Raw genomic sequence first — 12,721 nt, 5'->3', positions numbered from 1 at the left:
GGACCATGGCCCGCCGCAGCGCTGAACAAGGTGCAGATAATCCAAACAGGACAGGAAATCCAAGGAAGTTGTTGAGGAATCGGGCCTCAGGGACGAAGCCCGATCCAGGTTCCCCTCACTGACCTGACGGATTGCCCGCCGACACCTTCTCCACCTCCTCGATGAGGATCGGCAGCGCCAGATTGCAGGAATGTATCCCGATCACCGTTGTCAGCTGGATCACTTCCATGAGTTCCTCGGGTGTCGCACCGGCTCGGATTGCATTCTGCATATGGCGCCGGACGCCCGGCCCATAGAGGTGCGTCGTTGAGGCGTTGACGGCAACCAGGATCAGCTCTTTCGTCTTTTGCGGCAGTGGGCCGTTCCTATGAGGAACGCTGCGGAAGGCGAGATAGGCCTCCAGGAATTCCGGATCGCGCTCCCGGATCTGATCCCAGAGCGGGTTCCAATCACCTTTGCGGATATGATCCAGAGTGTGAGGGTAGGATTGAGTATCTTGAAGGGTTGTCATGCTAGTTCTCTCAGGCTCTCGCATCGCTCAGGATCAAATCGGCACCTCGCTCCCCAAGCATGATCGAAGGCGCATTGGTATTCGATGAAGGTATCGTCGGGAACACGGAAGCATCGACGACTCTAATTCCCTCAAGCCCGTGGACGCGAAGGCGCGTATCCACGACGGCATCGCCCTCTTTGCCCATCCGACAGCTTCCGACTGTGTGCCAAGCGGTCTGTCCCGTCTGCTTGGCGTATTCCAGCAATGCGTCGTCGGTCTCCTCCGGCGATACGGGCTGATGCTGCTTGCAGATCACCGAACCGAATGACGATGTCTCCGCCACACGTTTGATGAGCCTGAGGATGCGCACCGCGGCTGCGGCATCGTCCGGATGCCCGAAATAGTTCGGCTGGATGGCCGGAAGCTGGAGCGGGTCCGTCGACGCGATATGAACATGACCGCGGGATTTTGGCGAAAGCAGAAAGCCGCCGACGGAAAAGCCCGAGAATGCGTCGATGCCGCCGAGCTTCGTGCGCGAATACCGATCCTTGCCGCTGATCAGGTAGAGGCGGATCATCACATCGGCCTTTGCTTGATCCTGGCTGGATCGAGTGATGGCATGTGCAGTGGAGGATGTTCCCGCGAATGTTCCCTTCCGGCTGAACAAATAGCGCAGACCCGCCGTGACTTTCCGGGTTGGTCGGTTCATGAGATCGTTGATCGTAATCGGAACATTCGTCTCATAAGTCCGCCGGACCTGAAGATGATCCACCAGGTTCTCGCCGACCGAAGAGTTATTGAAGACGACGGGTATATCGAGCTGCTTCAATCGATCGCCATCCCCTACTCCCGACAGTTCGAGAAGATGAGGGCTCATGATCGAACCCGAACAGAGACATATCTCTCCCCGAACATTCGCTGTTTTGAGAACACCATTCTGGATGAAGTCGACCCCTACGGCCTTGCGTCCTTCGAACCGGATCTTGGTGGCTTGCGCTTTTGTCAGGATCGTCAGGTTCTTGCGTCGCTTCGCATCACGCAGATAGGCGACTGCCGTCGAGAACCGCCGCCCGCGATAGGCGGATTGCTCGAGGTATCGCACGCCTTCGTAGCTTCCCGCGTTGTAATCCTGCGTTTCAGGGATTCCGGCCTCTTTGCAGCCTGCAATGAAGGCATCTGACAACGAGTCCGGATCCCGTTTCTTCAGATCGGTGATCTTGAGCGGCCCGGAGCGTCCGCGTAATGGATTTTCGCTGTACTCATTCGACTCCATCTTCTGGAAGTAAGGCAGAACGTCGGAGAAACTCCATCCGGTCAGTCCGTCCCTGCTCCAGCCGTCATAGATCTCACGATCGCCCCAGAGATAGGCCATGCCGTTGACGGCGCTCGAGCCGCCGAGGACACGTCCACGCGGCGAGTAGATGCGCTGTCCTGCAAGGTGGACCTGGGGTTCCGAGCTGTAGGGCCATACGTAGCGATCGTTCGTCAGGAGCTTGCCGACGCCGAGCGGAATATGGATCCAGATGCTGTCATCCTCCCCGCCCGCTTCAAGGAGAAGAACCCGATGTCTGCCGCTTTCGCTTAGTCGCGCGGCGAGTGGGGCTCCGGCCGAGCCCGCACCGACAACGATATAGTCGTATGTTTCGTCCATTATTCAAGCCTTTGCGACCCGATGCTGGAAGGAGTCTCTGCGGAAGCTGTAGAGCGCCGCCGGCTCAACCTTGACATCAACGACCGCCGGACGGCCGCACCTGAGGGCCGCCTGGATCGCATCTCCCATGTCGGCGGCACGATCGACACGGAAGCCTGCGGCGCCATACAATTCCGCGACCTCATCGAAGGGAGGGCTCGAAATGTCGGCTCCGATATAGCGCCCGCCAAAGAAATCTCTCTGATAGGCTTTCTCCGCGCCCCAACTCTGATTGTTCATCACGATCGTCACGGTGTTGATGCCGTACTCCACCGCAGTGCTGAGCTCCGACAGAGTCATACCGAAGCCGCCATCTCCCATGAGGCTGACCACCGTGCGGTCGGGGCGCGCCAGTTTCACACCAAGTCCGCAGGCGAAGGAGAAGCCGACGAGGCCGAAATCCAGTGGCGTGAAGAAGCACGGCGGCTCCCAAAAGTTCAGGGCGTCCGTTGCCTGCAGACACAGGGTTCCCGCGTCCATCGTCACCGCAGCATCCCTCGGCAACACATCCCGCAGGGTCTTGAACAGGCGTGCCGGTTGAATGGGATCAGACATGAGCGTTCCGTCCATGTCGCGCTTTTCAAGGTAAGCGGCCCGCTCATTTTTGAAGGTGTTCGACCATGCCTCCACCTCTTGGCGGCGTGCCGCATTTCCAACCGCATCGCAGATCTGCCGCGCCGCCGTAGGGGCGTCCGCCCAGATGCCGACTGCAACCGGGAAGTAGCGTCCGATTGCGGTCGGCTCCAGCTCAACCTGGATGATGTCCGCATCGCGATTGATGTTGTCGTACGAATAGAACGTCGTGTTGAAGCCCAAGCGCGTACCCAGGGCGAGAATCACATCCGCTTCCCGCGCGAGCTTGGAGGCAACCGGGTTTCCGCGGGGGCCCATCTGTCCGGCATTCAGCGGATGTCCGAAGGGGATTGCGTCACCATGGCCAGGAGCCATCACGACCGGAGCATTCAGACGCTCGGCGAGCAGCAAGGCACTCTCGTGGCCGCCCGTGTTCTTGATGCCGCCTCCGACGATGATCAACGGCTTCGCGGCATTGGCCAGAAGCCTGGCAGCCCGGTTGATCGCATCAGTCTCGCCTGCGGGCGCCGAGACTGGCCGATAGTTCTCTGGCTTCTGGAAGTCGGGGAAGTCGGCAGTCGTGGAAAGAATGTCGCGAGGCAGGTTGAGCTGCACCGGGCCGCGCCGCGGAGTCATCGCAACGCGGAATGCCTCTCGGAACATTTCCGGGACACGCTCCGTCTGCGTCACGGTCCATGTCTTCTTGGTAATGGGGCGAAACAGCGCCTGCTGATCGACTTCCTGGAACGCGTCCCGATAGACATGGCCGCTCGACAGGGAGCCGGCGAGAGAAACGACCGGGGAATAGGCAGCCGCAGCTTGGGCAAGCCCCGTCACCAGATTCGTTGCGCCGGGACCGTTCTGCCCCGCCAGAATGACCCCTGCCCTGCCGCTGGCTCTTGCATAGCCATCGGCCATGTGAGTGCCTGTCCGCTCGTCACGAACGCTGATGAACTTTATGTCGCTGGCTCCATGAAGAGCATCGAACATTTCCATCGTAGCGGAACCGATCAGGCCGAAGACATGCTCGACGCCCTCAGCGCGCAGTGATTCAACGGCAGCTTGACCGCCTGATAGTTCTTTCATTGTCGTTTTCCTTATTGCTCGGCTCTCTGGCCGAAACTCTGGATTCGCTCGCGGGGCGAACGTTGCCTGGTCACCTGAGGCGCATCAGGATGTTATCGCTGCATGCCCCAGCGCTGGACCGTCCTTTTTTCAATCGCGCGGAAGCCGCTCTCGACGAGAACGCCGATCAGCATCACGGTCAGAAGACCTGCGAACACACGGTCTGTGTTGAGATTTTGACTGTTCTCGAAGATATACCAGCCGAGGCCGCCGCCCCCCTGATTGGCTCCGAAAACCAGCTCTGCTGCAATGAGCGTGCGCCATGCGAAGGCCCAGCCGATCTTCATTCCCGTCAGGATCGATGCGAAAGCTGCTGGGATGAGAACTTTAGCGACGAGACGAACTCCTTTAAGGCCATAATTCCGCCCCACCATGCGCTGCGTTTCGCTGACGGAGCGAAAGCCGGAATGCGTGTTGAGTGCCACAGCCCACAGAACGGAGTGGACCATCACGAAGATCAGGCTTGGACTGCCAAGACCGAACCAGAGCATCGAGAGCGGCAGGAGCGCGATGGCCGGTAGCGGATTGAACATGGCCGTCAGCGTGCTCAGCACATCGCTGCCGAACCGACTCGATACGGCGAAGACAGTGAGCAGCGCCGCAAGTCCCATGCCGATCGCGTAACCGGCAAGAAGAACCTTGAGAGACCCCCAGACACGCAGGAACAGCTCCCCATCCATCATCGATGCGAAGAGGGCCTTCAGGGTATCGACGACGCTTGGAAAGACGAGCGGCTGGACGTCGGCCAAATCCGTGTAGAGCTGCCACGCAATAAGCACCAGAGCTACGACAGCGGCCTTTCGGACCATCTCGTTGCCGATGATGTGTTCCCAGGTGGACAGCTTGCGCGTCACGTCCTTCGCATCAGGCTTGGTTTCGACAGGGCGCTCATATTCGGGGCGGAGAACAATGCCTTCAGGTGTTCTGGCTCCAATGACTTCGATTGACATCACGCACCTGCCCTTGCTGTTGGCTTTTCGACGAAGAGCATTTCGTAAATCCGGTCGTGGAGGGCGGAGAACTCGCTTGCTCCAGCTTCACCCCTGGTCATCTTATGCGAGTTGAGCTCTGCGCGGACTTGTCCCGGGTGGGGCGAGAGAACGAGGATTCGGCTTCCAACGACGATGGCTTCTTCAATGGAGTGAGTGACGAAGAGAAGTGTGAACTTCGTTTCCTCCCAGAGCTCCAGTAGTTCATCCTGCATCTGCAGGCGCGTCAGAGCGTCGAGGGCGGCAAAAGGCTCATCCATCAGCAAGATCGAAGGCTTCATGGCGAGACCACGCGCGATGGCAACCCGCTGTTTCATACCGCCCGAGAGCGTATGCGGATAATTGTCTTTGAACTTGCTGAGCTTGACCTTGTCGAGATAATGCAGCGCGATACTGTCCGCTTCCTTCTCGGTTTTGCAACGGCCTCCATTGATCAAGGCGAAGATCACATTCTGCCGAACCGTCTTCCAGGGGAGAAGCTGGTCGAACTCTTGGAAGACCAAGACCCGGTCGGGTCCTGGCTCGGTGACTTTCTTTCCTTTGAGGCGGACGTCGCCGGCTGTGGGCGGAATGTATCCGCCAATCGACTTCAGCAGTGTCGATTTTCCGCAGCCCGATGGCCCAAGGAGAACGAAGCGATCGCTCTCGAAGACATCGAAACTGACCCGGTCGGTTGCCGTGACATGATGATCGTCGGTTTGGTACCGGATCGTAACATTCTCGACCCTGAGAATGGGAGAACAGGCCGGATTGTAAGAAGGATTGAAACTGTCGAGCATGATCAATCCCCTTCGAATTGATGCACGCTTTCCCAGAAGTAGTCCTTCCAAGAGGTCGGCATGTTCTTGATGTCGCCGGTACGGTGGAGGAATTCCGCATAAATCAGCGTTCCCCTGACGTCCGTGCGATACTCGACCTCACTCCGGTCGGAGATCATTTCAAGAATTTCTTCTGCAGTGTTGGGCGATTTTTCAGAATTCTTGAAGAGCTCCGCTGCCTCCTTGGGATTGTCCTTGATCCACTGGCTCGCCTCGGAGAAGGCATCGACAACGGCCTTGAACAGCTTCGGGTTCTCGTCCTTCCATTTCTTGGTGTTGTAGAGAACAACACCTGTATGAGATCCGCCGGCGACGTCATAGGATGAGAACACCTGACGCGCCTTTATCTCCTTAACAAGCTGGTAGGAGAACGGGAGCGTCGCGAAATGGCTCTTGATAGGCTGGCTGCCCGACTTCATGGCAGCGTAAGCCTGTGGGTGAGGCATGGAAACCGTCAGGTTGTCCAGGCTGAAAGCCTTGTCCTGACCGAACTTTTTCTCCGCCGCCATTGCGAGCGTTACCGCCTGGGTCGATACCTTCACGGAAGGCAGCGCAATGCGATGACCTTGAATGCCGACGTAGTCATCGATCGTCTTAACATTAGGGTCGATTGTGAACAGCTTGTAAGCCATGTGCGTGAGGGAAATCGTGCCCCTCACCTCGGTATCCGTTCCCTTCGTGCGATCCCACAGCTTCAGCAACGGCGGAATGCCGCCCGCTGCGAAGTCAACGCCCCCCGACAGGATTGCCGTATTGACTGCGCCGCCACCGCTGAACTGACTGACCTCGACCGTGACATCACCCAAGCCTGCTTCCTTCGCATGCTTCTCGACGAGCTTTTTCTCGATGGCGACCCGCATGGGAAGATAGAGAAGGCCAATCTGGTCGGCAAAGCGAACTTTGCTGGCCTCAGCAGCTGCACTCGAAGCGAGACCTGAAACGCTCATTCCGAGGAGCGCCAATCCAAGCATCGTGCGTCGGATCGGTTTGTGGATACCACTGCGCATTCAATTTCCTCCATTCTGTAGCAGACAGCACCCGACTCGCGGTGTGCTCGCAATTGGCGCTTTGGCGCTCTACGGCTTTCTGACGAGCCAACTTTCCCAAGCGTCAACGAAGGAGATTTCTTTGTCAACCTATCATAGACAAAATTGCATACAATTTTGTCTATGATGATGAGAGACTCGGTATTAGGACCAGGATTCTTTGCCGCAAGTTATTGATAGTACAGATTATTCCTAAATGGCGCCACGCGCTTGATATAGTTAGCACTTAAGCTCGGGAGGGTCATTGGATCCCTAGTATTCTAATTATGCCCCTAGAGAATACCATATAGATTGTGTACAAACTTGTAGATTATCCCTCTGGGCTACACACGGTATTGACAGAATGCTCGCATCAGGTCGCCTTAAACGGACAGCGAAAAGAGCCACTACGGAGAAAAGAACGGTATCGACGGCCACAAGGGTCGCTGAAGTTCTCCAAGAGCAGATCGCAAGTCAGCAACTTCCCCCGGGAAGCAGACTTCAGGAAGCCCAGCTTGCTGCGGAATTCGGCTCATCGCGGACAATCATTCGCGAAGCTCTGAATACGCTTGAGCAGCGCGGTCTGGTTTTGCGCATTCCCAACCGCGGTTCAATCGTCAAGCGCCTCGAAGAGAAAGAGGTGCATGAGATCTTTGAGATCCGAGAAGCTCTGGAGGGACTCGCGACATACAAGGCAACGCTGCTGGCTCCCGAAGGCGCCTGGCGTCCCTTCATTGACGAGTTCGAAGGCCCCTTGAAAGAGAGAATCGCGGACGGCGATATCGATGCCTACAACGATGCTCTGGAGCGGCTTCGTGCCAAAACGATTCAGCTGTCCGACAACGATATCGGCAAGCACTTCCTGAATCAGATCCTGGACCGTGCGCGCGTCATCAAGATAAGGGTTACGCTACTCCCCGGGCGGGCGGAATTCGGCCGCGAAATGCATCTGCGCATGCTGCGTAGTATGGAAGATCGTGATGCCGAAGGCGCTCAGCGCTGCAAGCGCGAGATTATCAGAACAGCCAAAGAGCTGTTCGGGAAATACAAATCCCTGATCCTTTAGAACGCCGGCACCTTGCCTGTTCGGCGAAGAATGGGGCGGCGTAGATCGATATCACAATAACGATATGCGCTCTTTGGAGCCGCACCTGGCATCAAGGGCCGCATGGTGTGGAAAATCTACATAAGCTGCTAGGCAACCTTGAGCATCCCGCAAATTCTAGCCTCTGGTGACGCCGTCGTTTCCCTCACGGGCTATTAGATAGTCCGAGCGGGGCCGCCAATGGATGGGGCCCTGCTCAATCACGATAACATCAGTAGATTCTTACATCTTGCATTCGCCGCTGGGAGGGGGCGTGGCGGCCTTCGAGTCGAAGGAACGCACCACCTGAATGACGGGCTTACCGTCTTTTTCGGCCACACGTCCGAGATAGTTCGGCATCTCGAGCTGGTGATCTGCAGCGCGCATGGTCACTGGCCCGTAGACGGTCTCTGCGGTCAATCCGCTGAACGCCTTTGCGATATCCGAAGCCTTGGCACTTTTCGCTTTCTTGGCCGCCTCGAAGATGGCCTGCATGCCAGAATATGCCTCGCCTTCATACTCGGTCGGATCCGCGTTGAACTTCGCACGCCAAGCCGCAACGAACTTTTCGTTGTTCGGCGTCTTGATCGATGCCGAATAGTTGACGTTGCCCCAGAAGCCGACGGCATCCGTGCCGACGGCCTTGATGATCGAGGACGCAACGAAGTTGTGCCCAAACACCGTCATCTTGTCGACAAGACCGAACTGCTTCGCCTGCTTGGCGAAGTTGATCGCTTCGGAGCCGGCCAAAGCCACCCAGAGACCCTCTGCACCTGAATCGCGCAATTGGGTGATGTAAGGCGCGAAGTCCGCTGTTCCGAGAGGAGCATAGAGCTCGGTCGTGATGGACTTACCGGTTTTGGTTGCAGCCGCCTTGAATGCGGCGCCGGAGCCGCGGCCCCAGACATAATCCGCGCCGATGATGGCCCATTTCTTCGTTTCGCTCTCCGCCAGCCACGGGGCGACGATAGCGATGTCCATATCGTCGGAATGATTTGCGCGGAAGGTACGCGGGGTGCAGGAATCGCCGGTCAGCTTGGGAGTTTTGTTGACGACCGACACATAGATCGCATCCCACCGGTTGAGCTGTGTCGACAGCGCGAGGCCGACAGCGGATGAGATGGAGCCGATCAAGATCTTATGACCTTCGGTTGCGAGCTTCTCTGCTGCACGGCGTCCGACTTCGGGATTACCTTCGTCGTTTCCGATCTTGACCTCGACCTTGCGGCCGTCGACACCACCTGCCGCATTCGCCTCGGCGGCTGCGAACTCAATGGCGCGGATCACCTGCTCTCCAAGAGCGGCATAGGGACCAGTCTGCGAGGTCGGCACACCGATTTTCAGGGGCTCGGCTTGTGCGAGAGCGCCTGTGGCACAGGTGATACTCAAGAGAAGAGCAACGGGGTAGGTATAGCGGGACATGGGTTTCCTCCGGGAACGGTTCTGTTCGCTCTTATTGCATTATGCTCGTTTGAAGATCATGCTGGCTGACGCTTGCAACATGACCCGACCGAACGACGCTTCCTTTGGAGATCACGTAGAAGCGGTCGGTTATCTCCCGCACGAGGTTGAGATGCTGTTCGATCAACAGGATCCCGACTCCCGTGGCGGCGAGATTCTTGAAAATGGCGCTGATCTCGTCGACGATGACGGGCGCAAGACCTTCGCAGGGTTCGTCGAGAATAAGGAGATCAGGATTCGCCATGAGCGCGCGGCCAATGGCGATCATCTGCTGCTGACCACCACTCAACGCCGTGCCTGAAGAGTTGCGCCTTTCATGCAGGATGGGGAACAGGCGGTAAATTTCATCGATCGTCCATCGCCCCTTGCGCCCCAAGGCAGCTCCGAGCCGCAAGTTCTCGGCGACGGTCAGGTTCGGCAGGATCTTGCGTCCCTGAGGCACAACGGCAATTCCGCATGTCGCAGCCGTGTGCCCTGCAATTTTTGGCAGAGCCCTGCCACGGTAAAGCACCTCGCCTCCCATGAACCGGGATGTGCCAAGGAGCGTGTTGACAATCGTCGTCTTGCCGACCCCGTTTCTGCCGATCACGGAAACGCGCTCGCCTTCTCCGATCGAGAGATTGAGATCATGAAGGATCCGGGCCGCGCCGTAGCCTGCGACCACATTGCGCAATTCCAGAAGCGCCGTCATGCCGTACTCCCGAAATAGGCTTGAATGACTTTCGGATCGCTCCTGACGGATTCGGGTGGTCCTTCGATCAGCAGTTTTCCCGTCTCAAGAACGGTCAGGACATCGCAGACCTTGAAGATCACGTCCATGTCGTGCTCGACGAGGAGAACGGCCACATTCCATCGGCGGGCGATGTCGAGCAGATGATCTGCCAGGTGATGGGACTCGGCTGCCGAAAGACCGGCTGCGGGTTCGTCGAGAAGAAGAACTCTCGGTGTGCCCACAAGAGCAAGCCCCAGATCGACGAGGCGCTGCTGGCCATAGCTGATCTCCTCGGCCCGCACATCGAGGACGCCTCGAAGATTGAACATGTCGATGAGGTCGGCTGTATTGTCGTTGTCCACCCAACCAGCGGCAAGCTCGAACTGCGACCGCACCGTCAGTGCAGGGAAAATCGACGTACGCTGAAATGACCGCGAAAGGCCCATCCTCCGTCGCCTGTTGGGCGCAAAACCAGAAACATCGGTGTCTCCGAGGATAACCGTGCCCGACCCGCGGGTGCGCCCCGAGACGACATCGATGAAGGTAGACTTCCCGGCGCCGTTGGGACCAATCAGCCCATGAACCCTGCCCGGCTCCACCTTGAGATCGACCTTCTGCAAGGCGTGTACGCCGCCATAGCTCTTGCTGATATTGCGACACTGGAGCAGAGCTGTCATGCCGCGTTCCTCTGAAGTTCTGCCGACGCAGGCTTGGAAGGAGCGCGACGCCGTGTGAGCAGGTGCTCCACACCGCCGGATATTCCCTTTGGCCAGAGAACCATGACGACGATCAGCGTGAGGCCTAGAATGGCGAGCCAGTGGCTGGTGAACTCGGTCAGCCATTCACGGGTAAAGAAGAAGACAAGTGCGCCGACGATTGGGCCCCATAGGAAACTGGAGCCCCCGAGGATCGCCATGATCAAGCCGGATCCGGACATGCCCCAAGTGAGGACGTCTGGCGAGACGAAGCCTTGGTAGATACCAAAGGCGATCCCGCCAAGAGATGCGATCCCGCACGATACGCCGTAGACGGCGGCCCGAAGCGCGCGGGTGCGATAACCCAGAAAATTAGCGCGCTCTTCATTCTCACGAATTGCAATCGCAAGACGCCCGAGATGCGACCGTTCGAAGAAGCGCAGGATCACGTAGACGATCAGCAGGATGATCAACGCGGCAACGAGCATTCCATGAGGCTGCTGAAGGATGTCTGTCGGCAATCCGAAGAGACGCCGCGGCAGCGAGACTGCGATACCATCGCTTCCTCCCGTGATCGCGCGAAACTTCGTGGCTGCCACATACACGCCCTGCCCGAGCGCCAGGGTCAGCATGGCAAAGCCGATCCCTTCGAGCCTGCTGACGACCAGGCCGACAAGGAAATAGAGCAGGGTCACGCCAGGAACGATGAGAAGCAGCATGAGCTCGGGAGCCACGCCTGAACCTGAGAAGCTGAGCGCGATGCCGTAGGCTCCTATTCCGAATGGAGCCGCATGTCCAAAGCTCACCAGCCCGGTCATACGGATCAGATAGCCTATACCGAAAGCAAGAAAACACAGGATCAACGCCTGGGCGATCAGGCTCTGCAGCAGCGGCAGATCCAAATGCGCAAACACAACGCCCGATATGCCAATGGCGACCACACAGGCCAATTCAGCATATGGGAAGGGGGCATTCTGGCGAATGGCGCGGTTCATCTTACGCGCTCCGCCCGCCGAGTCCCTGCGGACGCCAGATCAGAATGAAGGACATCAGGAGGAAAGGAAGCAGCGAGGCCAGTTCAGGCATGTAGACCGTGCCGAACGCCTGCATCTGCCCCAAGAGCATGGCCGATACAAAAGCTCCCACGAAGCTGCCGAGCCCGCCGATGACCGATACGACGAAGGAAAGCACGAGAATCTCGCTGCCCATCGCCGGGTGAAGAGAAAGGAAGGGAGCCGCGATGATGCCGGAGAACCCTGCAAAGGCCGCACCGAGCCCGACGACTGCAGGGCCCAGCAGGTCCGTTCGCACACCGCACATTGCGGCAACAGACGGATCGACGCTTGCAGCGCGGACGAAGAGACCGGTGCGTCCGAACTTCAGCCAAACCACGAGGATCATCGCCATGAGGAAGCTCGCCCCGATGATAAAGAGACGGTAGGCCGGGAAAGGATTTCCGCCGATCTCCACAACACCGGCCAATGCGGCAGGAGGATCCAGCGTATAGTTCTGCGTACCCCATACCGATTTGACGATATCCTCAAGGACCAGGAAGACGCCGAACGTCACGATCACGGTCACGAGAGGATTACGGTCGCTGAGATTACGAAACACCAGGAGATCGAGAACGATTCCGACCAGCCCCAGTGCAATGCCTCCGGCAAGGACGCCAGCCGTGAAGCCGTAGCGAAGCGCAATCGAGTAGCCGATATAGGCACCGAGCATATAGAGCGCGCCATGGGAGAAGTTCACCACGCGCCGTAATCCGTAGACCAGGACAAGGCCGGACGAGAGAACGAAGAGCAGGCTGCCGTAAACCAGGCCATTGAGAGCATTCGTCAGCATGAGGCATCAACCCGATCTTTTCGAACTGACATTCGCACCTCAGAGACCTCCCGTTCTTACCGCAGCAGGACCAATGCAGCTGGTGCAGCACGGCACTTACATCAATGCATAGCTATATTTATTATGTCAACTGCTTGTTATAATTCTGCGAGCTTAGCGAGACGCCAGCAAAAGCATCCAAGCGGCTTCCTTCATGGGGCAGGCACCCCGG

General features: G+C 57.9%; 12 protein-coding genes. 1 reads left to right on the top strand and 11 read right to left on the bottom strand.

Features of this window, described 5'->3' with window-relative positions:
• Positions 1 to 115: 115 nt before the first annotated feature.
• The 6 genes from BLP10_RS05915 to BLP10_RS05890 form a co-directional block, all read right to left on the bottom strand.
• Positions 116 to 511 (bottom strand): carboxymuconolactone decarboxylase family protein, encoded by a 396-nt coding sequence (locus BLP10_RS05915; RefSeq protein ID WP_091131630.1) that lies wholly within the window; start codon positions 509 to 511, stop codon positions 116 to 118.
• A gap of 10 nt (positions 512 to 521) precedes the next feature.
• Positions 522 to 2,144, bottom strand: a complete 1,623-nt coding sequence (locus tag BLP10_RS05910) for a GMC family oxidoreductase (RefSeq protein WP_091131627.1) — start codon at positions 2,142 to 2,144, stop codon at positions 522 to 524.
• A gap of 3 nt (positions 2,145 to 2,147) precedes the next feature.
• Positions 2,148 to 3,842, bottom strand: a complete 1,695-nt coding sequence (locus BLP10_RS05905; protein ID WP_091131624.1) for a thiamine pyrophosphate-binding protein — start codon at positions 3,840 to 3,842, stop codon at positions 2,148 to 2,150.
• 92 nt (positions 3,843 to 3,934) lie between these two features.
• Positions 3,935 to 4,831: an ABC transporter permease gene (locus BLP10_RS05900; RefSeq protein ID WP_091131620.1), complete on the bottom strand. Its 897-nt coding sequence runs from the start codon at positions 4,829 to 4,831 to the stop codon at positions 3,935 to 3,937.
• Positions 4,831 to 5,649, bottom strand: a complete 819-nt coding sequence (locus BLP10_RS05895; RefSeq protein WP_091131617.1) for an ABC transporter ATP-binding protein — start codon at positions 5,647 to 5,649, stop codon at positions 4,831 to 4,833. Before BLP10_RS05895 ends, BLP10_RS05900 begins: the two co-directional genes overlap by 1 nt.
• A gap of 2 nt (positions 5,650 to 5,651) precedes the next feature.
• A complete protein-coding gene (locus BLP10_RS05890) occupies positions 5,652 to 6,695 on the bottom strand; it encodes an ABC transporter substrate-binding protein (RefSeq protein ID WP_091131613.1) in 1,044 nt (347 codons plus the stop codon).
• Positions 6,696 to 7,077: 382 nt separating this feature from the next.
• Here BLP10_RS05890 and BLP10_RS05885 point away from each other — a divergent pair, with 382 nt between their 5' ends.
• On the top strand, positions 7,078 to 7,779 hold the full coding sequence (locus tag BLP10_RS05885) for a GntR family transcriptional regulator (RefSeq protein WP_091131610.1): 702 nt from the start codon (positions 7,078 to 7,080) through the stop codon (positions 7,777 to 7,779).
• A 261-nt stretch (positions 7,780 to 8,040) separates the two neighbouring features.
• On the opposite strand, the gene BLP10_RS05880 is transcribed toward BLP10_RS05885, so the two are convergent.
• Genes BLP10_RS05880 through BLP10_RS05860 form a run of 5 tightly spaced genes read right to left on the bottom strand, consistent with a single transcriptional unit; the run spans position 8,041 to position 12,510 of the window.
• Complete coding sequence (locus BLP10_RS05880; protein ID WP_091131607.1) at positions 8,041 to 9,219, bottom strand: ABC transporter substrate-binding protein; 1,179 nt, start codon at positions 9,217 to 9,219, stop codon at positions 8,041 to 8,043.
• Positions 9,220 to 9,250: 31 nt separating this feature from the next.
• On the bottom strand, positions 9,251 to 9,949 hold the full coding sequence (locus tag BLP10_RS05875; RefSeq protein WP_091131604.1) for an ABC transporter ATP-binding protein: 699 nt from the start codon (positions 9,947 to 9,949) through the stop codon (positions 9,251 to 9,253).
• Positions 9,946 to 10,647: an ABC transporter ATP-binding protein gene (locus BLP10_RS05870; protein ID WP_091131602.1), complete on the bottom strand. Its 702-nt coding sequence runs from the start codon at positions 10,645 to 10,647 to the stop codon at positions 9,946 to 9,948. Before BLP10_RS05870 ends, BLP10_RS05875 begins: the two co-directional genes overlap by 4 nt.
• Positions 10,644 to 11,660, bottom strand: a complete 1,017-nt coding sequence (locus BLP10_RS05865) for a branched-chain amino acid ABC transporter permease (RefSeq protein WP_091131597.1) — start codon at positions 11,658 to 11,660, stop codon at positions 10,644 to 10,646. The genes BLP10_RS05870 and BLP10_RS05865 overlap by 4 nt, the downstream gene beginning before the upstream one ends.
• A gap of 1 nt (position 11,661) precedes the next feature.
• Positions 11,662 to 12,510 carry a branched-chain amino acid ABC transporter permease gene (locus BLP10_RS05860; protein ID WP_091131593.1) on the bottom strand — a complete coding sequence of 283 codons (849 nt, stop codon included), beginning with the start codon at positions 12,508 to 12,510 and terminating at the stop codon, positions 11,662 to 11,664.
• Positions 12,511 to 12,721: the final 211 nt, after the last annotated feature.

It is taken from the genome of Microvirga guangxiensis (assembly GCF_900102135.1).
GTDB classification, from domain to species: Bacteria; Pseudomonadota; Alphaproteobacteria; order Rhizobiales; family Beijerinckiaceae; genus Microvirga; species Microvirga guangxiensis.
Note: the sequence above shows the minus strand (reverse complement) of the source record. Positions and strands in the feature narration are given on the sequence as shown.

Bases quoted from the DNA above. Each gene is read 5' to 3' on its own strand.
- BLP10_RS05890 (WP_091131613.1), bottom strand. From the start codon at position 6,695: ATGCGCAGTGGTATCCACAAACCGATCCGACGCACGATGCTTGGATTG.
- BLP10_RS05865 (WP_091131597.1), bottom strand. From the start codon at position 11,660: ATGAACCGCGCCATTCGCCAGAATGCCCCCTTCCCATATGCTGAATTG.
- BLP10_RS05910 (WP_091131627.1), bottom strand. From the start codon at position 2,144: ATGGACGAAACATACGACTATATCGTTGTCGGTGCGGGCTCGGCCGGA.
- BLP10_RS05860 (WP_091131593.1), bottom strand. From the start codon at position 12,510: ATGCTGACGAATGCTCTCAATGGCCTGGTTTACGGCAGCCTGCTCTTC.
- BLP10_RS05885 (WP_091131610.1), top strand. From the start codon at position 7,078: ATGCTCGCATCAGGTCGCCTTAAACGGACAGCGAAAAGAGCCACTACG.
- BLP10_RS05915 (WP_091131630.1), bottom strand. From the start codon at position 511: ATGACAACCCTTCAAGATACTCAATCCTACCCTCACACTCTGGATCAT.
- BLP10_RS05905 (WP_091131624.1), bottom strand. From the start codon at position 3,842: ATGAAAGAACTATCAGGCGGTCAAGCTGCCGTTGAATCACTGCGCGCT.
- BLP10_RS05900 (WP_091131620.1), bottom strand. From the start codon at position 4,831: ATGTCAATCGAAGTCATTGGAGCCAGAACACCTGAAGGCATTGTTCTC.
- BLP10_RS05870 (WP_091131602.1), bottom strand. From the start codon at position 10,647: ATGACAGCTCTGCTCCAGTGTCGCAATATCAGCAAGAGCTATGGCGGC.
- BLP10_RS05880 (WP_091131607.1), bottom strand. From the start codon at position 9,219: ATGTCCCGCTATACCTACCCCGTTGCTCTTCTCTTGAGTATCACCTGT.
- BLP10_RS05895 (WP_091131617.1), bottom strand. From the start codon at position 5,649: ATGCTCGACAGTTTCAATCCTTCTTACAATCCGGCCTGTTCTCCCATT.
- BLP10_RS05875 (WP_091131604.1), bottom strand. From the start codon at position 9,949: ATGACGGCGCTTCTGGAATTGCGCAATGTGGTCGCAGGCTACGGCGCG.